Below are 20,744 nucleotides of genomic sequence, written 5' to 3' on the forward strand. Positions count from 1 at the left end.
CGCTTGTAGCAACTTGTAAAGCACTTGTAAGTCAACTGTGCTAGATTTGCGGCGGGGATGGTCGGACACCGAAACCCGATGGGCAGCCTCGACGAGGCACGACAGCGGCACTACGGCCGCGCCGTGCTCCTCATCAAGCATGATCAGCATTTCGCCGACAGCCACGGAACCTCGCACCCACGCGGTCAGGGCAGTGGCGTCCAGAACGATCCGGACCGTCCGGGGCCCCGGTTCGGTCACGCGAACGCGGCCGGGCCCTGGCGCAGCTTCGCCAGCAGGGCGGCGCGGCCCTCACGGTCCAGGTCCGCGTCCGCGTCGCGCAGACGCTGCCGGGCACGCTCAACACCCTCGTCGGTGACGACGACGCCCATGCCGACGAGCAGGTCGCGCATGCTCTGGCCGCTGCTGGTCTCCTGCGTCATGCCACCGATGCTAGCGCGCGTGGCAAGCCGTGAGGTGATCGCCAAGACGCTGAACCGTCCCCGCAGCCGCGCAAGTTCCTCCGGGTGTTCCGCCCGCCAGGCTGCCTTCTCGGCGAGAATCCTCCGCCAGCGGGCGCGGCCGGAGTGCCGTAGCCATCTCTGGGAGTGCTCGTCGAAGTACCAGTCGTCGGGGCCGGTGTTCGGCGGTTCCTGCATGCGCCGAGGTTACCGAGCGGCAGTCACCTTGACAGCGAATGGCGCTCGAACGAGTGTGCCAATTTCAGCCCATACCGTCGGCCCGGTCGACGTCGGCCGGGGTCATGGACTGCACGGTGCGGAACTGCCTGCACGTCAGGCGTGGTGGGCGGGTCAGCTCGTACACGGCGAACCGGCACTGCACCCGGAAGTAGCCGGCTTCCTCGTCCAGCCACTTCGCGTCCGGCACCCACATCCACCACAGATTCCCGTCAGGGTCGTCGTCGCTGATGTCCACTGCGCCGGAGCGTTCCGCGGGCTGCTCCAGTCGCGGCCACCACCGGTTGACGAGGTCGAAGATGCCGTCCGGGGGATGCGAACCGTCACGCCAGCGAACTATTTCAACCTTGAACCGGTCCAGGTCCCAGTCGCCCCACGTGCCGTACGGGTCCAGGCGTTCAGTCACGCATCCCCCTCGTTGCGGTCAGTGACCCCCTTGGGAGGCCAGGTGCGTTTCGGCTTCGACCCGTTCGGCCCGGTTGGGCCGCTCGTCGTCGGGGTCGTCGGTCTCGTCGGGCCGGCGGAACCAGTCGGTCAGCCACATCCATTCGATGCGGGGCTCGTCGGTGTTCTTGCGGGCCAGCCGCCACGGCTCGGACGCCTGAATGAGGGTGCGCAGGTCGGCCGGCGACAGGGCGCTGTAGCGGATCAGGACGTAGCCGATGGTGTTGGCGATGGCCTCGCTGTCGATCTGCGGTGCCGGGCCGCCGGGCACGTCGTCGACGGAGATGCCGTGGTCGGTTGCGTACATGGGTTCGGCGAACAGCGGATCACCGCGGCGGGCGAGGTGGTGGCCCTGCGCGAAGTACAGCAGCAGCTGCTTCTTGCCCAGCTTCAGTCCGGGGCGCCGGGCGTCAATGAAAGCGATCACGGAATTTGCGGTGGTGGTCTTCCCCATCGGCGCAACATAGTTCGGCGTCAAAGACGACGCGCCGGGCTGCCGGGTAACAACCCGGTCAAGTGAAAGGGTTGGCACGTGGGCACCGCCCTTCCGCTGCGCTCCGTCGATACGAGACTTACTCACGGTAGTGCTGTCGGCGTGTTGACTCTGTCCTCGATCTGACTTGCCGTTGACAGTCATCGATTCTTCACCCTTCCTTCGCCATCAGCGTCGCCATAGCTCGGTCCGTCACCGCGGACCGGTCGTCACCAATCCAGCAGTGCTCATGAGCTAGATCCAGATACGTGGGCTGGGCCGACGTTCGGTCGTCGCGCTCCATCAGCACTACCGGCTTCAGGTCGACCGAGTCGTCATCGTCATTTCCAGGGCGCTGCCAGCCGATGACCCGGCCGACTTCGACCTTGCCGCCGGAGATGCAGGCGTAAAAGAGCGGGTAGGGCTGGGGCTGGAACTTCATCCGATTCCCTTCGTGGGCTTGGTTGTGACAGTTGGCTCGCGCGCGTATTCCCCTGTCACAAGTGTCACAACGGTCACTTGATCTCCATGAGGATCAGAACTTGTGACACTTGGACTTTGTTTGTGACATAGGAGTAAGTGGCTTGAGCAGGCAAAGTGACACTTGTGACAGTTCAGGGGGCATAGGGTCACCTGTCACAAACGAGAGAATGCATTCGTGACACCCCGCCATCGCAACTGTCACTTGATCAAGCATTTGTGACACCAGCCGGCCGGTGAACCAGCGGCCGATACGCCCCGCGCATCGGCGACCAGAGAAGGTCCTTACGCACCGCCCGAGACAGGGTCTGCCTGATTAAGTCAGGCTTGTACTCGTCCTCGAACTCGGCGATCAGGTCGGCCGTCGACACGGCCTGCATCGGGGTCGGGCACTTGCCCGTCACGTAGTCGATCAGTTCTCGCATCAACTTCCCGGACTTCCCGGTCGAGCCGACCGCGCCCGACGCCGCTTCGGCAAGAAGGTCCTCCACCCCACGGTCGGTCTCGCCTGTCCACCGCAGCCGGCCAACATTGGCGGTCTCGCCGTCCGACGTCAGCAGCTCGTGCGAGTCGATCGTGTAGGTGAGGTTCGGGAGGTCGCCGACACCCAGGTTGTTCTTCGTCTGCGACACCACGCACGTGTACTCGTCGACCTCCTTGTCCCGGCCGATCGCCACCACCGCCCGCGCCACCTCCACCCAGGCACGCGCCCCGGAGATGAGGGTGCCGACGTCGCTGCCCTGCCCCTTGTTGAAGTGGACGAGGGCGCCGATCCCGATCTCCGCCTCCTCTGCTGCGCTCACCAGCGGCTCCAGCGCAGTACGCAACTCCTTGGCCTTAAAGGTGTTCAGCCGCTCGTCGACCAGCGAGATGATCGGATCGCAAGCGAGTAGCGCAGCGTCGACATCCCGGGCGGCATGCACCAGTTCGCGGCAATCGCGGGGGAGTACGACACCGCCATACCCGTCACCCTCAAGTGCTGCGTCGATCCGGAACACCCGGTCCATGTCGGCGCCGGCCGCGAGCATGCGCGGGGCGATCGTGTACTCCCAAGCGTCCTCGGACGCCGAGTACAACACCGACTTCGGGGTGCCGTAGTGCATGCCCGGCAGCTCGCCGCGGGTGATCGCCGAGGTCATCCAGGCGAGGAAGGTGCTCTTTCCGACACCTTCTCGTCCAGGGATGAGAGTGAGCGCGCCGACGGGCATCCGGTTGTCCCACACCCACTTCACGCCGCGGATTCGGAACGAGCTGGCCGGGGTGAGGCGAAGGCGCCTCTTGCCGCTGTCCGGCCTACCGTTGACCGCGGCGTCCACTTTCTCGCGCAGGTCATCGGAGAGCAGCCGAACCGTGGTCAGGTCGCCCGCCTCGAGCGCGGTAGCGATGTGGCCGTTCAACTCGGCGATGCGGCGGGTGGAGAACGCGGTCATGACCTGTCGGTAGTAGCCGGCGACCTGCTCGGCGCCGAGGTACGCAGCCTGGTGAACGCTGTTGCTCAAGTACTCGGCCAGCCCGCCCGGCAGTTGCTGCACCCGCCGATATGCCGCGGGCGCTACCAGGTCCGCCAAGCATTTCTGCAGAACGTCCGGGCTGCCCAGGTTCTTCGCCGCCACCGCGAAGATCGTCTCGTGTGCCGGGTCGAAGAAGTGCGCGGACAGCAACCCGCTGATGACTTTCTCGGCGGTCGCCGCGTTTGCGGCGTCCAGGACCCAGCCGATGATCGAACGCTCAGCGGATCTTAGGGTGACTCCGGTCGCCTCGTCCCGAACGTCCAGCGGGGACGCGTCGACGAGTGTCAACTGGCACCGCCGCGAGCTAGGAAACCGTCGCGGAGGCGCTGCGGCAGGCGACACTCCTGGGTTACCGTCATGGTGTTGAGCTCCTCGTAGGCAAGTACGTGTGGGCAAGACGGAAGGCCGTGGCGCTGACATCGCCGCGGCCGTCGTCATTTCTGGGCGTGCTGCGATTCGAGCTCGACTGCTAGCTCGGCCAGCGCCCGGAGTGCACGGATGTAGGCGGCCCGGTGGCGTGGCCACGGGTCTGCCTTTCCTCGTTCCCATCGGCTGACGGTCATGATGTCGACCCCGAGCGCCTGGGCGACGTCCTTGAGGCTGGCTCGGGCTCGCCGTCGGATGGTGCGCCGCTCGGGGGGCGGCGGTAGGCGATCAGCGCGTAGGCGGTCGACGAGGTTGACGACCTCGGTCTCCACCCACGGTTCGGGGTTAGCAAGCGACATGGCCTGAGGCTACCTGATCTGACCTACAAGTCACTAGCAACTTGTAACAACTTGTGGCAGACTCACTCCCATGCTCGAGACGATCTCCGCCATGCCCGACGGCCCCGACGCCAACCTGACACAGGTGTCGGGTGACGGCGCGCGGGTGCATGTCTGGGCGGAGGCCGACATGACGATGGAGAGCTTCTGGAGGACGAGCTACGAGCGGTCCCGCGAAGAGCTTCACGCGCACTGGAAGGAGGCATTGGAGCGTGAGCGTGCCGCCTACGAGCGTGGTCGCGAAGCTGAAGCCAGCCTCGTCAAGCTCCGGGCAGAAACCGACGCCTACATCGCGAAGATCGAGTCCGCTCGGCGGATGCCGGTCGAATACTGGCGAGGCCCGGTCGGCGAGGGCTTCATTTACGTCGTCGCCTTCACGACGGGCACGGTCAAGGTCGGTCAGACCGAGGACCCCAGAGTTCGCCTCAATAACCATCAGTCAGAGGCGCTGGCGTTCGGCGTGGGCACCACCAACTACTACGTCTCGCAGCCCCACTGGAACTTCAGGGAGAACGAGACAGCGCTGATCAAGATGTGCCGCGCGGTTGGTAGGCGTTCCCGCCGCGAGTACTACCACGAGATCGGCTACGACCGCGCCATGGAATTCGTCGACAGCCTCAGCTTCCACTCGGCTGGCAACGAGGACCGCGGCGTCGTGGCGAGTTGGTCATGACAAACCCCGAAGCCCCGGAAGGAGGGGAACCCATGTTCGTTCGCCGCCGCGGCCTGTACCTGCCCACCGGCGTTGCTGACGCGCGCGATCTACGCGGGCACCTCTCCGCCGAGCGGGACGTCGTCGCCGTCAACCGGGAACACCAGTGGGTCAGCCTGGCCCAGGAAGCCCAACAGGACATCCGCCTGGCCGACGTTGCCGAGCACGCCAAGAACGCCAAGCGTTCCCGTCGCCAGCGCGCAAAGGACGCTGCTGAGGCCGCGAAGCTCGCGGACCTTTACCGGGCAGCGAAGTCCGCCGGCGCTCGCGCCCGGGTCCGGGCGGAGATGTACCAGTCCGCTGAGATGAGGGCCCTGCGCCTAACCAAGATGCGCAAGATTCTCCTCGCCGCCGGCCTGCCCGTGCTGCTGGCGTTCGCGCTCTGGTCGACCACCGGCGTCCAGGCTGGCGTCGCCCGGCTGCTGAACCTCAACGAGGGTGATCCCTCGTGGTGGTCGGCGTGGGGTGTCGAACCCGGCCTGATCACGATCGTCGCGCTCATCATCATCGGCCGGGCCGTTCTGCGCACCTCCGGTGGTGACACCGACAAGCGCGCAGACATCGCCGAGTGGACGGCACTGACTGTCTCGCTCGCCCTCAACATCTTCGGCGGGTGGGACGGCGGATGGGCCGCGCTCGGCGGTGCGGTTGCGCACTCGCTGGGTCCGCTCGGAGCCGCCGGCACCGCGTTCCTGATCGGCCTGTTCGACACTTACATTGCGCGCGCAGACCCATGGGCGGGGGCGAAACGACTGGCCGATCTCGGCTTTGACGTCGAGCTGGATACGCACTCTGCCGAGTCCACGCCGGCCCTCGAATTGCCGCCGGTTTCGCAGCTCGGCTACGCGCCGTCGGCCGCGCAGACGGCGACCGTTGAGTCCTCGGTTGCGCGGCCCCGTGGCGCTGAGAAGCCGCGCAAGCAGCCGCCGTCTAAGCCGCGCGCCAAGGCCGCTACGCAGACCAGCACCAGCGGTTACGCACCTGACGGAGACCCCGGCGCCAAGGCCGCAGAGGCGGTCCGCAACGGCGAGGCCGAGTCGATCCGCAAGGCCGCGCAGCAGTACGGCGTGTCCGAGGGAACGGTGCGCAACCGCCTCAAGTCGATCGAGGCGGACGGCGCGCAACAGGCGCCGCTCGCCGCTCCCATTCCGCACCCGCTGCCTGCCGTCAAGGCCGGTGTAAACGGCGCCCACTTTGACCCCGCGGTGAACCAGTGACCCCCACGATCGGAGAGCCCACCATGACCGACCCGAAGACCCCGGTGTGGGTCACCATCGCCGTTCATGTCGGCGGCGAGACGAAGACGTTCGAAGCCGATGCCACGACCGCTAGCAATCCGTACGAGATCGCCAACGGCCTGTTGTCCGGTTTGCACACCGAGGCCAGTCGCACGATCAACCGCCAAGCCATGGACTACTCAAGGAGCAACCGATGACCATCACCGACAACAAGCCCCTCTTCGCCACCGTCGAAGAGGTCCACGAGGCACTGACCTCTGCCCGCCACGCGATCGAGGCGCGCGCCGAAACCGTCCCTGAACAGCCCGTTTACCTGCGCGCCGTCAACCCGTGGCGCCCGTGGGTGGCTCGTGCCGGCGGCGTGTCGATCGGCGCGGTACTCGCCGCTATCGCCGCGATCGTCGTCGACCAGGACAGCTTCTACCCGGCCACCCTGACCGCCCTGGGCGTGGTGCTGATCTACGCGTGGGTGCTGGGCGGCTACGAGTACACCGAGCAGCACCCCACGAAGTTCGAGAAGGCCGCATGACCTGGGAAAACACGCTCCGGGAACGTCGCAGGGCGAAACGCCGCAAAGACCACCACGAGCAGGTGATCGCCAAAGCCGACACGAGCCGCAAGAAGTTGTCCGCGGCGTGCGGGTGGCTGATCACCGAGGCGTGGCAGGCCGGCCGGATCGCCGAGGTGCACGCCTGGGTGTTGGAGAAGGTCCACGAAATCAGGAAGGAGGCGAACCGCCGTGACAGCAACGCAGCGTGACATGAGATCAGATCGAACCGAGGGGGTCCGGAACCCGGACAGCCCGGCGGTGCGCGCACCCGCGCGCACGAGAGTAACGGTCACCGACGGTGAGATCAAGCTGGGTGATCGGGTCCGGCAAGCCTTCACCTCGTGGTGGCTCCTGACCGCCGAACCCATGACCTTGCGCGCCCTGTGGACCGCCTCGGGCGTCAACCGCAAACGGATCCCCGCCGACAACGGCGCCCTGCACGCGCTGTGGCACGTGTCGAACTGGACCGACCGCCTGGCCATGTTCGCCCTGATCGGCATCACCCCGACGTTCCTGACCGGACCGTTGCGCTGGTGCGCGGTCCGACCCACCCGCCGCATCGGCCTCTACCTCACCCTCGCCGCACTCACCGGCGCCTACCTGTACGGAAGGAAGTACTGACCATGTTCGGTATCGGCGCCCGGTTCGGGCTGCTGCTCATCGCCGCCGCGGTGCTGTTCGCCGCGCATCGCACCCACAAGTCCTCGAAGAAGTCCGCGAAGAACGTTGCCGTCGTCATGTCGTTCCTCGCCGGCCTCGCGTTCCTCGCCACGTTCGTCGGCGACTGGATGCAGTCCGCGTCCTGGCTCGGCGGGCTCGGCGTCGCCGCGCTGATCGTGTGCGCGTGCATCATCGCCGTCGACTGGTTCATCGACAAGAAGCCCGACAAGCCCGCCTTCTGGGCGGCGTTCGCCCTCGGTTTCGCGATCGTGCTGGGCGCCGCCAACATCGACCAGGCCGGGCGGCAGATCCAGGACGGTGGCCGTGAGGTGACCAGCCAGCTGTCGCAGATGGGCAAGTAGCCGTGGAGTTCCTCGTCTGCTGCGTGTTCGCCTACTGGCTGGTCAAGCACCTGCCGGAGGTTGCGCAGGACACCGCCGAGGCGATCGCGGCCGGGTGGCGAGGCGAGGAATCCCCGCGCCTGGCGGCCCGCCGCAAACGCCTCGAGGACGCCGGGATCGACCCGGCCGCCGGTGGGGCGTTCGGCCAGTTCGCGGGCAACCTGTGGCGTGACTTCTGGCTCGACCAGGACAACAAACGCCAAGGTCGTCGCTCCAGTAATCCACGCCCCGAAGGCGACAGCGGCCTGTTCGGCCGGACCCGGGATGCATGGGATGCCACGGTCTCCCGCCGCGCCGCCGCCTGGCGTGCACGAGCCGGGAACGAGGACCCGACACCACCCACCCCGGAAGCGGCCTCCGACAACCCGCCGCCCGACGCCGCCCAGCCGAGCGGCGCGGACGAGCCGGGCAACACCACCCGCGACGCCAACCAGCGGCCGGCCGACAGCAACACGCCAGAGCAGGACCCACCCACCAACCCGGCACCAGTCCGGGTGCCATCCACCACCGGCACCCCCGTCGACCAGGACACAGGCCCGGCCAGTGGCAGCCACCCCGAACCCGCGGCCGAACCCAGCCCGGCACTGACCGCCGCACCCGAAAGGACCCCCGACATGAGAGACGTAGCCAGCCGCGGAAGCGCCGTAACCGGTGTCGTATCCGGCGCCGCCGAAGCCCGCTCCATCCAGCGCTACCTCGAGGGCGCCACCGAGGCGTACGACGTCGCGATGCGCTCCGCTCGCGCCCGCATCCACGCCCTCGGCGAGCAGACCATCGGCATCGTGCAGATGGCCACCCGCTCGACCGTCGTGGACGCGACCGCGCAGGCCGCGGAGTCGATCGCCGCGGCCCAGAACGCCGCGAACGTGTGCAAGGCAGAGACGATCCCGCTGCTCGGGCACGTGGCCCGCGAATTCGACAAGCGCAACAGCTGACCCACGGCTCGACGAGAAGAGAGGACCAACGATGGCAGCGCCGACTACTGCCCCGCGCCAGCCGGCGCCCCCATCGGCCACCCGGCCGCCCGCCGGTGCGGCGAAACTCACGAAGATTTACCTCGACGACAAAGGCATTCCGCAGCGCTCACTGACCCCGGTCCCGGTCGACGAGAACGACCGCCGCACCCCGCACCTGCAGTACCAGTGCCCGTACCTGAAGACCGTCAACGGTGGCGGCAAGGAACGGTGCAGCACCAAGGAGTGGCTGCTACCCGACGACGACGCGCCGTTCTGCCCGCGGCACGGCAAGCAGTTGGAGCCGGAGAAGTCCGGGCCGTCCGCGCTCGAGCAGACCGTCCGGGATGCGCTGCGCCTGCACGGCCGGTCCGCAGCGCCGTGGCTGGGGCCGGCAGCCGCGGGCGTGTACGACGTGGGCGCGCACCTAGGCGGTCTCGGCACCCTCGAAACCGGGGCCGCCGTGCCCGCCCTGGCCGCCGGCACCTACGTGATCGCCCGGCGGACCCTGACCGCTCGGGCGCTCAAGCGGGGCCGGATCGAACGAGGGCAGAAAGCCGGCCGTCGCATCCTGGCGCTCAAGGGTGAGGCCCGCCGGTACGCCTGGTATGCGGGTGAGGCCGGTCTGTGGCTGGCCGCGCTGGCCGGAACGGACGTGTTCCACCTGCCCGGCCTGATCGTTGCCGGGCTCGGGATGGCCCGGTGGGCGTTCGCGTCCCGCACCTGGTGGCAGAACGCCGAACAGCGCCGCAACCGGGCAGCCGAAGTCACCGTCGACACCACCCAGGCCGCCACGACACCTGCCGCCGAAGCACCCGACCCGGACCGCCTTCGCGCCCTCACCACCTGGGCAACCCTCATCGGCTGTGTGGGCGGGCCGCTCGCCGGCACCGAACTGGTCGACTTCACCAAACTTCCCGCCTGCGAGGTCAACACCGCCTCGCGGACGATGCTGCCGAACTGGTCGGCGAAGGTGGTCGCGAAGGTCGAAGGTTCCATCAACATGCGCGAGCCCCGCCCGAACCTTCTCGGCCGGATCGCCGCCGCGTTCCGCTGCACCTACGCCGACGTGTCGTTCTCCGCCGACGAATCCGACCTGTCCATCGGCTGGCTGCGCGTGCAGCCCGACAACCCGCTCGCCGAAACCCGCATGTGGACCGGCCCGGCCGCCACCGACTGGAAGGCCGGCCGTTCCATCGTCGGCCGCTTCGACGACGGTGCCGCGCTGCTGTACCAGTGGTGGACGAAAACCGGCGCCGTCCACGACCTGATCTCCGGGTGCACCGGGTCCGGGAAGTCGGAGCTCGTCGCCCAGCTGCTCCTCGCGTCGCTGCACTCCAACGGCCTGGTCATCGACTGGGTTGGTGACCCGCAGGGCGGCCAGTCATACGGGGCGCTCAAGGACGCCGTGGACTGGTTCGCCCGCGACAAGTCCGAGATCAAGCTGATGTTGCTGGCCGCGGTGAAGGAGATGCAGCGACGCAACGACGAACTGTCCCGCAACAACATCAAAACCTGGTCGGCGTCGACGGCGATGCCGCTGCTGGTCATCACCTTGGACGAGGTCCAGTCGTACATCGACGACCCGGACATTCTCGCCCTGGTGGAGATGCTCGTCGGGCAGGCCCGCAAGTGCGGCATCAAGATGCGGCTGATCACACAGATCCCGGCCGCGTACAACCTGGGCGGCTCCACCTACATCAAGGAGCAGTTGAAGGCCGGCCAGACACTAATCTTCCGGGCGATGACGGATGTCGCCGGCCGGTCCGCGACCGACGGGGATGTGCCGGTGGATCCGACGATGCTGCCGCTGGTGTGGGGCAAGAACACGTGCGCGGCGGGGGAGTCCACCGCCGGGCTGATGTTCGCGCAGGGGTTGAACGGCCGCGACGTGTACGGCCGCGCCGACTACACCGGCGAACGGATGGAGAAGTGGCTGGTCGACTCGGCCGGTGACCCGTCGGTGAACCCTGGCTTGTTCGGGCCGGAAGCGCAGCGGGAGTCGGGTGTGCTGTGGGGTGACCGCAAGGAGCGGGCCGCCAAACTGCTGAAGGCCGGCCGCAGCGACGCCGACCTGCTGCCGGGCGGCCGGGCGCTGGAACTCATCGAGCAGGCCTCGGCAGCGTGGGATCCACTCGCTGCCGACGGGTCGCCTGTCGAGGCAGCACCTCCGAAGGCGCCGGACGGGGCGAAGGCCAAGGTTCTCGCCGCGTGCCGGGAGTTGACCGTCGAGCATGGCCGGGCCGAGAAGAAGGCTGTCGTTGCCCGGGTGAAGGGCCAGGTCGCGGAGACCACGGTGACGAGCGCCCTGACCGACCTGCTTGAGACGGGTGCGATCCGTCGCATCTCCTTTGGTGTGTACGAGGTGCCGGGCGTCGCTCGTGCGCCTCAGCTGCCTTTTGAGGAGGCGACGGCGTGAAGCTACTTGCCTTGGCGCTGCACCCACAGCTGCAGTTCGGCACCGCCGGGCTTGTTGTCGGCGTACCGCCAGCACCGTCGCCGGACGGTGGCGGCCAGGTAGTACCGGTCGGGGTTGTAGTCCCGTTCGAGCAGGTAGACCTCGTCGCCAACCGCGGGGGCGCCGACGGTGGTGTCGATCGTGTACTGGCCGTCGATCTTCCGATCGGGCTGGTCGACGTCGATCAGGGTCACCTTCATGAGCCCATGGTGACCGATCGACTGCGGATGGTCCAGTCGTGACCGGCCGCGATGACCTGCAGCGTCTCGCCGCCTACGTCTGCCCGCAGGGCCGGTTGTGTGAGTGCCAGCATCCGGGCGGCGGGTATGCGTGCCCGTCGTGCGGCTGTGATTGCCCGCTGCCCGGCCCGGATGAACGCTCGGGTGACCCGGACGCCTGCCCCTGCTGCGGATCGAGCATTCCGCTATGACCGCCACGCAACGCCCCCGACTGAAAACGGATGTCCGGTGGGGTCGCGTCTACGGCTGGGATGTCATCGACCACGCATCGTGGATGGCCGGCACCAACATCGTGTTCCTCAACGACTACGTCGGCCAGACCCGACAGAAGGGTCGGGCGCGGGAGAACCAGCACCGCGACTCGCAGCCCTGGTCGGACCTGACCGTCGGCTCACCGCGCACCCTGTGGGAAGGCTGGTGCACCGACGAGCAGCTCGACGAGATGGAGCGACACTTCATCCAGGACGTGCCGTTCGAACAGCGACCCAGGCTCAACTACGTGCTGAACGAGAACAACTCGCGGCACATCCCGAAGTGGGACCTCGAGGATCAGCGGCGCCAGCGGGACGCCCTGCGTGGCGACGAACCGTGGGAGCCGACCCCGTACCGCCCGGAAACCTACGGCTACGCGCCAGCTGCTCGGGTGAAGGCGCGCAGGCCGTGGCGGCCGTGGCAGAAGCAGCTTCTCGCTGCAGGTGCCTTGAGCCTCGCCCTGACGGTGGGCGTGTGGATCGCCCTGCACCGCCTGGGCATGCTGCAGGGTGACGCCTGGTGGCAGACCGCGGCCGGGACCGCAGTATTCGCCGGGTGGGTATGGGCTGGCTTCCCTGGACTCACCCGCCGTTCGAGGCGACGTGCCCAGCGGGTCCGGCGCAGGTGGCGGCGGTGGCTGTGATTCCCGGCCAGAACTGTCCCGTCTGGTGCCGCCTCGACGACCATGAACTCGACGGCCCCGACTTCCACCGCTCCGCCAGATGGCGTTTCGGAGCGCGCAGCAAGCCTGCCGACCGCGGCGAGGCCGGCGTATGGCTGACACAGAAGTCCCACGGCCCCGTATGGCTGGCCGTGCAGGCAGCCCACATGACCACCGCTTCGGTCGACTTGAACATCAAGGACGCCGCTGCACTGTGGTTGCGCCTGGGCGAACTACTGGAGCAAGCCGGAGTGGATCCGGTCACTGGCCGGTCCACCACTGTTTAGGCGCCTTGGGCGTCCGTAGGTGTCCTGTTCCACGACGGCGCCCGACCGGATAATGCGCCAAGGTCCACACCTCGCGAGGAGAGCGATGACGCAAATCGACGAGTACCACGTTCCGAGCAAAGTGCTCATGCACATGTTGCACGGTGTCGCCCTAGATGCATCCCAACTGATCCTGAGTTCGTGGCATTCGCCGGATATCGTGCACCCGGGCGATCCGTTTGGCACGGTTTTCCTATGGCTGTGGCGCACGGATCAAGACCGGGCGACCAGGCTGTTCAGTGACGTGGCATGGCGGGTACGTCATACCGGCGCGGGTGCCACAAAGCAGATCACCTTGAACGGCCTGTTGAACGGCTTGCGCCAGGCCGCGGAGGGCATCACGTCGGAGGAGCTGACGGCCATGCGCCCAGTTCTAATCGAGTGGATGCGCGCCGACCACGGCGAGGACCCGAACACGACCGACTGACGGCTGCTGGGCTTGGAATCTGTAGCTCGCGGCCAGCCTAAGTGTGCAGGCCCCGAAACGACAGATAGCCCCTTCTCTCCACGCTGGCGGGCGCAGAGAGAAGGGGCTTCAGCCGGTCGGGTTGGGTATTCCGCCGGCAGTCGGCGGCGCAGGTCAGGCGGTGAAGCGCGTTCGGCGGCGTCGGGCCAGCACGAACACCAGCGCACCACCGGCCAGCAGGGCGCCGGCAGCCACAGCGAACGCCCACCCGGCGGGCCCGGTGGTCGGCAAGGCACCGGAACTGCTCACGGGACTGGTCGTCGTGACCACGCCAGCCGCAGAGATCGACGGCGAGGCGCTGGCCGACGGCGACGTCCCGCCAGGGCTTCTCGAGGATGCGGAAGCCGACACGCTGGCCGAGGTACTCGCGGAGGTGCTCGCGGACGCCGACGCCGAAGTGCTCACCGAAGCCGAGGCACTGGTCGATGTGGAAGCGGAAGCGCTCGCCGACGGGCTGGACGTCCCACCCCCGCACAGCAGCGAGTACGTGACATCCCGGAACGTGACCGAGGTGACGAGGGTGCCGCCCGCGCTGGGTGGGTTGGCAGTGAACCCGACCCCGAACGACACGACGTGGTGGCTCAGGTGGATCGGCGGCATGTCGACCAGGGCGGCCGGGCTCGCGTTCTCGTAGAAGCCGCCCTGGGTGACGACGTTCCACTTCGAGGTTGTCGTGTTCCAGCGCAGCGTGCCGTACTTGCCGTCCGCGCCCATCACCTCGACGGAGAAGAAGCTGGGCTGGTCCGGCACGGAGTTGGCGACGAACGTGCCGGGCGTCAGATCGGCGACGTCCAGCGACGTGGCGTGGTGCATGAGGTCGTTGCCGAGGAACTGCACGCCGCTGCCGATGGGCTGGGGTAGCCGGTCCTGTTCGTCAGGGTTGACGTACCACCCTGCGGGCATGTCGCAGGGGACCTCGTGGCGGGGTGGTGGGGTGGTGGCGTACGCGGCGACGGGGGCGGCCAGGGCGGCGCCGAAAAGGGCTGCAACCGCAGCGGTGACGATCTTTCTCACGTCTTGAGTACTCCTTGTCGATTGCATGCGCGCCTGACCCTGCCCGATGAACGCCCTGCGCACAGTCACCCGAAAGTGGCGTCGGGCACGGTGAAACGCCCCGCCCGAGGTGGCTGGCGGGCCACATCAGACGGGGCGAGATCGGTGCTGAAGGCTGCTGCGGTCGTCAGCTGACGACGGTGCCGTCGATCGTCTTCGGCTTCACGCCGGAGCGGATCGCGGCCTGCTGGATGTCGGTGCCTCGTAGCAGGCCGAAGTACATGGAGACCGCGATCCCGAAGTTGATCAGGACGGCGTAGCCGGCCCGGAAGAAGTCGAAGTACTCGCCCGACTCGACGTGACCGATCCACGCCTCGAGGAACGCCTTTACGGCGGCCAAACCGAGAAGCACCAGGCCCTTCTTGAACGCTGACCAGTTCGACCGCATCAGCACGGCGGCGAGCAGCGGCAGCAGGACCGTCAGCGCGAGGGACAGGACGCCGGCCAGGGACGGCTCGAAAAGGTATGTGGGCAGCGAAGGGAAGACGACGGAGTCCATCTGAACCTCCTAAAGAATCTTGCGGGATGGCGGGGGGTAAACCCCGGCGGCGCACTTACGAACGAAAGTTGTCGTACGGCACGGCTATAACCAGGGCATGCACGCTGTCGACCCGGCCGCAGTCCGGTTCACGGTGGCCCGCGTCTGGGTCAGCGCCGAGACGACCGTGCGACCCGAGGCGATGATCCGGATCGGGCCGATCGACGGGGACAGCCGGTGGATCGCCCAGCGGATCGGCGTCCGGTGGTCCGGCTGCTGGATCGCCGCAGACGAGCGGGCCGCCTGCCTGGCGGTCGAGTCCTGGATGCACAGGCGCGGGGGAGTGGCTGCCTGGACCGAGCTGAAACGGCCTGCCGACGCGGCGGAAGGCACCCCTTGCAGCACCATGGGGGCGTGACCACACCCCAGGTGACTGTGTCGCCGGCATGCCGGTTCGGCCAGCCCTCGATGCGGGGCACCCCGACCGAGGCGATCGCCGACTACTACTGGATCGGCGAGGACGTCGAGGACGAGTACACGCTGACCCGGCACGAGCTGCTGGTGGTCCTATGGTTCGAAGCCACCCACGGGCAGCCGCGGTTCCGGAAGCGGTGGAAGGCGTGGGCCGCACAGGTGCATCAGACGTTGTGGGACACGCGGACCCTTGACCCGATGACGGTGCCGCTGCCCTCCACCACGCTCAACTGAGATGCACTGGGCCGTCGCCCACGGTCTGCCGGAGCCGGTCCATCGTCATCCCCGGATCGTTGATCAGGCGCAGCACCAGCTCCAGGTAACGCGCGAGCTCGTCCACCTGCACCTGCACCCGACGGGCGGTCTGCTCCGCCTTGTCGGCTCGCAGGTCCGCCTCCTCCGCCTTGCGTTCGGCTTCCTCAGCCCGGTTCCACGCCCGGTCCGCCGACGCCTCCAGCTTCGCCGCCCACTCCAGCGTGGCTTGGTTCAGCTGAACGTGCGCGGCCACCCGGGCCGGGCGGCGCTTCATCACCGCGCGGACCACGGCGACCAGACCGCCGCCGCCCATCAGAGTGCCGACCACCTGGGCGAGCGTCACCCAGTCATCGGCGTTCATTGCAGACCCGTCTTGCGTTTCACGCGCTGCAAATCACGAGTGATGATCACCGACCGGCGTATGTTCGCCCACACCCACGCCGTGACCAGCCCGCCCGCGACGAGCGCCTGCCCGCGAAACGTGACAGTCACCGCGACCGCGTAAACGAGTAGGGCACCGGCCAGGATGATCAGCCCCGCCCGTTCGATCTCCAGAGAGCGTTCGACGTCGCGACCCCAGTGGGAGCCGATCAGCGCGATCAGCCCACCGAGGCCGAGACCGACGGAGAAAACGTAGAACGTTCCGCCGCCGACGAGCGCCGCCATCGACCCGGGCCGGGGTGCGCCGAAGGTCAGCAGTACACCGATCACGATCGCCCACACGTTCAGGGCGACCTCGTGCGGTCGGTCCCGTCCGACGACCACGACGATCGGCATGGCCCGATCAGGACGGTCGGTCACCGCTTGGCCTGCAGCGCGTCCACCTTCGCGGACAACTGGGCGAGCTCGGCGAGTAACTGGCCGTAGACGCCGTCCGGGGGCACCGGTCCACCGCCGCGGGTCTTGCCGCGCATCCCCAGCGACCACACGTCGCCGGCCAGGTCGGCCAAGTCCCGTTGGTAGCCGTTCGGCACCTTCGGGTCGTCGACCGACCACGGCATCTTCTGCCCGTGGACCACCGCGTCACCGATCTTGGCGAGGCGGGCGTCAATGGCCTGCTGCGTCTTCGCGGCGATCGTGTTGGTGATCCACGCCTTGTCGGCTGCGGTCAGTGCCACGGGAATGTCCTCCAGATGCCAGGAAGCCGTGGAGGCTTCGTGAGCGGATTCGTAGCTGGCGGAGAAGTGGGCATGCTCGGTGTGACTCGACGCGCCGGCGTAGGTCTTCTGCACCCAGTTGCTCGAGGCGGCCCAGATGCGCCGGTTGAAGATGATGTAGCGCAGCCGCTTCTCCGCGCCGGATCGGCATCGGCCGAGCAGGAACTGCACGACCTTCTCCATGGTCAGGTCGCTCTCGTCCAGCATCGCGGTGACGTCGATCGCGTGGACCTCGTTGACCTTGTCCGCGTCGTGGATCGGGACATTGCCCTCTTCGTCGCGGTTGTGATCGGACGACTCCTGCTGGTGCGCGGTGTCGCCGATACTGCCGTCGCTGGCCTTGTCCCGCCGCGGCGCGATCCAGTCGAACTCGGCGAACAACTGCTTCAGACAGGGGATGAGGACCCAGGCGGCCATCGGACCTCCAAGCGGGATGTGAGGGTGTTCCGGGCTGCCCGGGTATGTGACTTCGCTGGGCGCCACCCTGGGGGCATGCGGCATCGCCCGGAACACCCCGTCTACGGGTGCTGCGTCTGGCGGGACAGGGCTTCGATCGCAGCGCGGGAAATGTTGACGTGCCAGTCGTCGTGGAAGCCGATGCCCTTGAGCGGCACGGCGGAACCGCAGGTCAGGCACACATGCAGGGCGACAGGGTCAGGCAGGCGCGGGTACGGGATGGACGAGCCGTTGCGGTACGAGGTGCCGCAGGTCTCGCACACCATGCCGGTCGTCTCCCGGCTCGGACCACTGCAGGTCGGGCACGGATCACGCATGCGGGCTCCTTCAGTCGGCGAGTTCGACGGTGAGCCGGCGCCGGAAAGTGGAGCCGCCGACCGGGGTGACGGTGCTGGTGGTGCCGGAGATCCGCTGCACCGTCCCGGTCCAGGTGCGGGAGGTAGTCGAAACCGCCGGGCCCCAATCCACATCCATGATCAGGGTGATGTTGTTGGCGGTGTACTGCGGAATGAACACGACACTGTCGACCTCCGCGCCGCCCGTGCCGGACCCTTCGCGGATGCGGACCACGTACTGGTCGGCGGTGGACGTGCCCGTGTACTTGAATACCCACCGGATCACATACCGGTTCCCGCTGATCACATTCGCAGTGACCTGGTCGACCGCCAGTTCCGTGGTGCCCGACGTGGTGCTCGCGTTGGAGGTTGCCAAGGTGGTGCCGACCCGCCGGGTGACGTCGGTGACCTTCGTGGGGTTGCCGCCCAGAATCACAGCCCCCACCTGCCTGCCTGTATCGCATGCACTTCGACGCCCGCAACGAGGGTCTTGGAGATCCCGTTGACGGCCCGGATGACCGTTGCGGCCTGGGTCCACGGCCCGGTACCGGTGCGGGCGCCCATCGAAGTGACGGTGACCTGCTCACCGTCGATGTCCAGGTCGTACGGGGTGGACGGGGACCATGCCTCGTCAAGGGTCTGCTTAACGACGATGCTGGTCACACCCGGTGCGACGGTGGCGTTCATCGTCGAACTGCCCAGATCCCAGCGGGTCGTGGTCGAATCCCACACGCCGGTGTTCCACACCGGAGCGGGGGAGGTGTCCATGTCGACGGTCCACGCCCGCCGCGAAATCGTCTCGGTGTACCCGTCGACCACCTGGTCGATGACCCCGGACCCGGCGATCGACGGCTGGTTCGTCCGCTGGATGCGGGCGCCGATCAGACACAGCAGCCATTCGTCGACCAGATCCGGGTTCGCCGCCAGATCAACCACGAAACCGGGATAGTCGGCTCCCTGCCCGTCGACGGACAAATGCAGCCGCCACGACGCATGCGGGGCACAATCCGAGTCGTAGAGCACATCCAACTCGGCGCGGGCGTCGATCGTGCCCCGCCGTTTGCGGTACGCCGTGTCCGCCGCCACGGTGGCCGCCGAACCCAACGCTCGTTCGACCGTCACCCGGGTCGCTGTCCGCGCCCGCAGTTGCGGACTGAGAACCTCGTCCGGGTTGGTGCCCGCGCTGTACCGGTAGGTGCTCATGTCGACGACCAGGTCTGCCGGCCGGTTGTAGCGCCGGGTGCGGGGAATGTGCGCGTACCCGAACCGGTCCTCGATCAGCAGACCACCCGAATCCGAATCGACAGTGCGCTGCAGCAGACTCTGGAAGGCGCCCGCCGGCTGCGCATTCAACTGGGTGATTCCCGACGTGTACGGGTCCCCGACCGTCCGGAACGGAATCCGCTCCTCCAGGCACAACCGTTCGGCCCGCCGGTGAGCGGCCTCGTACGCCCACGCCCGGTCGGCGCGCACCAGTACACCCGTCCCGGAGTCGGTGTAGAACGGCACCGCCAGGGTCTCGTAGTCGTGGACGGTGACCTGCCCGTACAGCAGCCGAATCCCGAACGGGTCCACGCTGGCGGTGACGTTGGCCAGGTCCGGGTTGAGGGTGACCCTGATGGGTTTACCGAGAGTGCCCGCCGTGCTGGCGGTGGCCTGCACGTTCGAGTTGGCCACCAGCTTGCAGTCGATGTTGCCGCCGTTCTGCTTCGCACTGACCGACCAGTTGACCACCTCAGGCGCGAACGGCGTCGCAAAGGTGATCACATCGGTGGTGGTGCCCGCCACGTCGTTGTAGGCACGCACCGCATGCCCGGTCGCGGTGCCGATCAACGCCCACCTTTGGTGAGTACCGCCGGTCGTCTGCCACTCCATCAGCCGCACCGTAGACAGACCACTCGACGGAATATCCGACTGGTGTTCGGTGCTGACCGTCCACGCCCCGGTCGCCGACAGCGGCACCGGCGCCGACAGGCGGGCACCCGCGGCCAGGCTGACGAACGACGTCGTCCCGTACGTGGGGATGAACAGGTCGTCGGTCAGGCCGATGTCGAAATCCCACACGGCTGGGCCGGTCAGCTCCATCGGAGCCTGATCCTCGAAAGCGGACGCACCCGAGGTGGCGCCGGCCTTGTCCTCGAGGGGCCAGTATGCGATCGGCGGCAGGTCGTCCTGCTGAATCGAGCGGCGGAACGGCGACCATTCGGGGGCGTCACGCAGTTCCAGGCGGGTGCCGACTCCGCCCAACTTGATCTGCGCCACCGAATGCGTGGTGCCGTCCGGCAGGACCCGGAACGTGTTGCGGACGTCGGCGATGTACATGCCGGCCCGCACGTATTCGGGCTGGTCGACGACCAGGTTGTCGATCGACACCGGGTTCGGCAGGCTGTTGGAGGTGCCGGTGACCACCCAGTTCCGTAGGCCGAGGACAGCACCCGGTGCGAGCAACACCGTGTCGGTGATCGTGTAGTCGATCGCCCAGCCGTCCGGCGGCGTACCCGCGGCCAGCCACGCTTTGCAGCGCAGGCGATCCCCGACTAGCTCCACCAGGCAGCGCAGCACGGTGCCGGCGCCGTAGGTGAGACCGGTCTGGGTTTGCTGGGCGACCACGAGCAGGGTGCTGGCGAGGCTGGTGCGGATCGTCCACAGCACCGTGCCGCCGGGCTGCATCTCGCAGCCCGCCCACAGGTGGTCGGTGTGGCCGGTGTTGGACCGCAGCAAGGCGCCGATCAGCGTCGATGCGCCGGTCGGTACCGCCGCGATGGACATGTCCCACTGCATGCGCACGTCACGGTGGGTGCGCAGCAACCGGATCAGGCTGGCTGTGGTGGTGGACGCGCCGAACTTCCCGGACCCGCCGGATACCGAGTAGTGGGCGGACAGCGTCGAACCCCAGGCGCCGCCCACGTCGGCGGTACCCCAGCCGGGGCTCACCGTGCGGGCGAACGTGTCGGACACCCAGATGCTGGTGTCGGTGCGCACCGCCAACTCGACCGGGGTGCCCACATCCACGTGCGGGTAGTAGGGGCTGGAGGCCAGGTAGGCGGTCAGCGCCCCGTCGTCGTTCAGCATTTGCAAGCCGCTGGCGCTGCCGGTCTTGGTGGTGCGGGCGCCGACGAGCACACCCGGGCTGATCGTGATCGGTGTGTCGAGGACCCGGTCGGACAGATCCGTCCACGCCCACGTGTTCGGACTGGCGGTCAGATCTGCGCCGAACGCGGCCCGGGCGGTGAGCTCGAGGTCTTCACTGTCAGGCCAAGGCATCGGTCACC

29 protein-coding genes are annotated in these 20,744 nt (G+C 67.7%); 14 read left to right on the forward strand and 15 right to left on the reverse strand.

What is annotated here, in order from left to right:
• Positions 1-236 precede the first annotated feature (236 nt).
• From Ato02nite_RS51305 to Ato02nite_RS02600, 6 genes are all read right to left on the reverse strand, one after another.
• Positions 237-638 carry a hypothetical protein gene (locus Ato02nite_RS51305; protein WP_246606016.1) on the reverse strand — a complete coding sequence of 134 codons (402 nt, stop codon included), beginning with the start codon at positions 636-638 and terminating at the stop codon, positions 237-239.
• Positions 639-702: 64 nt separating this feature from the next.
• Positions 703-1,083, reverse strand: coding sequence for a hypothetical protein (locus Ato02nite_RS02580; protein WP_213004705.1), 381 nt, complete (start codon positions 1,081-1,083; stop codon positions 703-705).
• 18 nt (positions 1,084-1,101) lie between these two features.
• Positions 1,102-1,548 (reverse strand): Panacea domain-containing protein, encoded by a 447-nt coding sequence (locus tag Ato02nite_RS02585; RefSeq protein ID WP_246606017.1) that lies wholly within the window; start codon positions 1,546-1,548, stop codon positions 1,102-1,104.
• Positions 1,549-1,765: 217 nt separating this feature from the next.
• A complete protein-coding gene (locus tag Ato02nite_RS02590) occupies positions 1,766-2,035 on the reverse strand; it encodes a hypothetical protein (protein ID WP_213004707.1) in 270 nt (89 codons plus the stop codon).
• A gap of 247 nt (positions 2,036-2,282) precedes the next feature.
• Entirely contained in the window at positions 2,283-4,022 is a 1,740-nt protein-coding gene (locus tag Ato02nite_RS02595) for an AAA family ATPase (protein ID WP_213004708.1), read from the reverse strand.
• Positions 4,019-4,309 (reverse strand): helix-turn-helix domain-containing protein, encoded by a 291-nt coding sequence (locus Ato02nite_RS02600; protein WP_213004709.1) that lies wholly within the window; start codon positions 4,307-4,309, stop codon positions 4,019-4,021. Before Ato02nite_RS02600 ends, Ato02nite_RS02595 begins: the two co-directional genes overlap by 4 nt.
• A gap of 70 nt (positions 4,310-4,379) precedes the next feature.
• On the opposite strand from Ato02nite_RS02600, the gene Ato02nite_RS02605 reads away from it, so the two are divergent.
• Genes Ato02nite_RS02605 through Ato02nite_RS02645 form a run of 9 tightly spaced genes read left to right on the forward strand, consistent with a single transcriptional unit; the run spans position 4,380 to position 11,281 of the window.
• On the forward strand, positions 4,380-5,021 hold the full coding sequence (locus Ato02nite_RS02605) for a hypothetical protein (protein ID WP_213004710.1): 642 nt from the start codon (positions 4,380-4,382) through the stop codon (positions 5,019-5,021).
• Between the two features lie 32 nt (positions 5,022-5,053).
• The gene (locus Ato02nite_RS02610) at positions 5,054-6,277 is read left to right on the forward strand and encodes a helix-turn-helix domain-containing protein (RefSeq protein ID WP_213004711.1); all 1,224 of its coding nucleotides are present in this window, start codon (positions 5,054-5,056) and stop codon (positions 6,275-6,277) included.
• 23 nt (positions 6,278-6,300) lie between these two features.
• Positions 6,301-6,495 (forward strand): hypothetical protein, encoded by a 195-nt coding sequence (locus Ato02nite_RS02615; protein ID WP_213004712.1) that lies wholly within the window; start codon positions 6,301-6,303, stop codon positions 6,493-6,495.
• Positions 6,492-6,827, forward strand: a complete 336-nt coding sequence (locus Ato02nite_RS02620) for a hypothetical protein (RefSeq protein ID WP_213004713.1) — start codon at positions 6,492-6,494, stop codon at positions 6,825-6,827. The genes Ato02nite_RS02615 and Ato02nite_RS02620 overlap by 4 nt, the downstream gene beginning before the upstream one ends.
• On the forward strand, positions 6,824-7,057 hold the full coding sequence (locus Ato02nite_RS02625) for a hypothetical protein (protein ID WP_213004714.1): 234 nt from the start codon (positions 6,824-6,826) through the stop codon (positions 7,055-7,057). Before Ato02nite_RS02620 ends, Ato02nite_RS02625 begins: the two co-directional genes overlap by 4 nt.
• Before the next feature lies 1 nt (position 7,058).
• Positions 7,059-7,469 carry a hypothetical protein gene (locus Ato02nite_RS02630; RefSeq protein WP_213004715.1) on the forward strand — a complete coding sequence of 137 codons (411 nt, stop codon included), beginning with the start codon at positions 7,059-7,061 and terminating at the stop codon, positions 7,467-7,469.
• A gap of 2 nt (positions 7,470-7,471) precedes the next feature.
• The gene (locus Ato02nite_RS02635; protein ID WP_213004716.1) at positions 7,472-7,870 is read left to right on the forward strand and encodes a hypothetical protein; all 399 of its coding nucleotides are present in this window, start codon (positions 7,472-7,474) and stop codon (positions 7,868-7,870) included.
• A gap of 2 nt (positions 7,871-7,872) precedes the next feature.
• Positions 7,873-8,844, forward strand: coding sequence for a hypothetical protein (locus Ato02nite_RS02640; RefSeq protein ID WP_213004717.1), 972 nt, complete (start codon positions 7,873-7,875; stop codon positions 8,842-8,844).
• Between the two features lie 31 nt (positions 8,845-8,875).
• Positions 8,876-11,281: a hypothetical protein gene (locus Ato02nite_RS02645; RefSeq protein WP_246606019.1), complete on the forward strand. Its 2,406-nt coding sequence runs from the start codon at positions 8,876-8,878 to the stop codon at positions 11,279-11,281.
• A 2-nt stretch (positions 11,282-11,283) separates the two neighbouring features.
• On the opposite strand, the gene Ato02nite_RS02650 is transcribed toward Ato02nite_RS02645, so the two are convergent.
• Positions 11,284-11,520 (reverse strand): hypothetical protein, encoded by a 237-nt coding sequence (locus Ato02nite_RS02650; protein WP_213004718.1) that lies wholly within the window; start codon positions 11,518-11,520, stop codon positions 11,284-11,286.
• Positions 11,521-11,746: 226 nt separating this feature from the next.
• On the opposite strand from Ato02nite_RS02650, the gene Ato02nite_RS02655 reads away from it, so the two are divergent.
• The 3 genes from Ato02nite_RS02655 (at position 11,747) to Ato02nite_RS02665 (ending at position 13,225) form a co-directional block, all read left to right on the forward strand.
• Complete coding sequence (locus Ato02nite_RS02655; RefSeq protein ID WP_213004719.1) at positions 11,747-12,454, forward strand: hypothetical protein; 708 nt, start codon at positions 11,747-11,749, stop codon at positions 12,452-12,454.
• Positions 12,445-12,759 (forward strand): hypothetical protein, encoded by a 315-nt coding sequence (locus Ato02nite_RS02660; RefSeq protein WP_213004720.1) that lies wholly within the window; start codon positions 12,445-12,447, stop codon positions 12,757-12,759. The genes Ato02nite_RS02655 and Ato02nite_RS02660 overlap by 10 nt, the downstream gene beginning before the upstream one ends.
• Before the next feature lie 85 nt (positions 12,760-12,844).
• Positions 12,845-13,225: a hypothetical protein gene (locus tag Ato02nite_RS02665; protein WP_213004721.1), complete on the forward strand. Its 381-nt coding sequence runs from the start codon at positions 12,845-12,847 to the stop codon at positions 13,223-13,225.
• Between the two features lie 153 nt (positions 13,226-13,378).
• Here the strand turns inward: Ato02nite_RS02665 and Ato02nite_RS02670 are convergent, their stop codons facing one another.
• Both Ato02nite_RS02670 and Ato02nite_RS02675 read right to left on the reverse strand, forming a co-directional pair.
• Positions 13,379-14,278 (reverse strand): LPXTG cell wall anchor domain-containing protein, encoded by a 900-nt coding sequence (locus Ato02nite_RS02670; RefSeq protein WP_213004722.1) that lies wholly within the window; start codon positions 14,276-14,278, stop codon positions 13,379-13,381.
• A 166-nt stretch (positions 14,279-14,444) separates the two neighbouring features.
• Entirely contained in the window at positions 14,445-14,816 is a 372-nt protein-coding gene (locus tag Ato02nite_RS02675; RefSeq protein ID WP_213004723.1) for a hypothetical protein, read from the reverse strand.
• A 97-nt stretch (positions 14,817-14,913) separates the two neighbouring features.
• On the opposite strand from Ato02nite_RS02675, the gene Ato02nite_RS02680 reads away from it, so the two are divergent.
• Both Ato02nite_RS02680 and Ato02nite_RS02685 read left to right on the forward strand, forming a co-directional pair.
• On the forward strand, positions 14,914-15,213 hold the full coding sequence (locus Ato02nite_RS02680) for a hypothetical protein (RefSeq protein WP_213004724.1): 300 nt from the start codon (positions 14,914-14,916) through the stop codon (positions 15,211-15,213).
• Positions 15,210-15,503, forward strand: a complete 294-nt coding sequence (locus Ato02nite_RS02685) for a DUF433 domain-containing protein (RefSeq protein WP_213004725.1) — start codon at positions 15,210-15,212, stop codon at positions 15,501-15,503. The genes Ato02nite_RS02680 and Ato02nite_RS02685 overlap by 4 nt, the downstream gene beginning before the upstream one ends.
• On the opposite strand, the gene Ato02nite_RS02690 is transcribed toward Ato02nite_RS02685, so the two are convergent.
• The 6 genes from Ato02nite_RS02690 to Ato02nite_RS02715 all read right to left on the reverse strand — a co-directional run bounded on the left by Ato02nite_RS02690 (position 15,496) and on the right by Ato02nite_RS02715 (position 20,736).
• A complete protein-coding gene (locus tag Ato02nite_RS02690) occupies positions 15,496-15,885 on the reverse strand; it encodes a hypothetical protein (protein WP_213004726.1) in 390 nt (129 codons plus the stop codon). The two genes, Ato02nite_RS02685 and Ato02nite_RS02690, sit on opposite strands and share 8 nt — an antisense overlap.
• A complete protein-coding gene (locus Ato02nite_RS02695) occupies positions 15,882-16,301 on the reverse strand; it encodes a hypothetical protein (protein WP_213004727.1) in 420 nt (139 codons plus the stop codon). The genes Ato02nite_RS02690 and Ato02nite_RS02695 overlap by 4 nt, the downstream gene beginning before the upstream one ends.
• A gap of 20 nt (positions 16,302-16,321) precedes the next feature.
• Positions 16,322-17,098 carry a hypothetical protein gene (locus tag Ato02nite_RS02700; RefSeq protein ID WP_213004728.1) on the reverse strand — a complete coding sequence of 259 codons (777 nt, stop codon included), beginning with the start codon at positions 17,096-17,098 and terminating at the stop codon, positions 16,322-16,324.
• Positions 17,099-17,199: 101 nt separating this feature from the next.
• Positions 17,200-17,454, reverse strand: coding sequence for a hypothetical protein (locus Ato02nite_RS02705; protein ID WP_213004729.1), 255 nt, complete (start codon positions 17,452-17,454; stop codon positions 17,200-17,202).
• Positions 17,455-17,464: 10 nt separating this feature from the next.
• Complete coding sequence (locus Ato02nite_RS02710; RefSeq protein ID WP_213004730.1) at positions 17,465-17,917, reverse strand: hypothetical protein; 453 nt, start codon at positions 17,915-17,917, stop codon at positions 17,465-17,467.
• Positions 17,905-20,736, reverse strand: coding sequence for a hypothetical protein (locus Ato02nite_RS02715; protein WP_213004731.1), 2,832 nt, complete (start codon positions 20,734-20,736; stop codon positions 17,905-17,907). Before Ato02nite_RS02715 ends, Ato02nite_RS02710 begins: the two co-directional genes overlap by 13 nt.
• Positions 20,737-20,744: the final 8 nt, after the last annotated feature.

It is taken from the genome of Paractinoplanes toevensis (assembly GCF_018332695.1).
In the GTDB taxonomy this organism is placed as follows: domain Bacteria; phylum Actinomycetota; class Actinomycetes; order Mycobacteriales; family Micromonosporaceae; genus Actinoplanes; species Actinoplanes toevensis.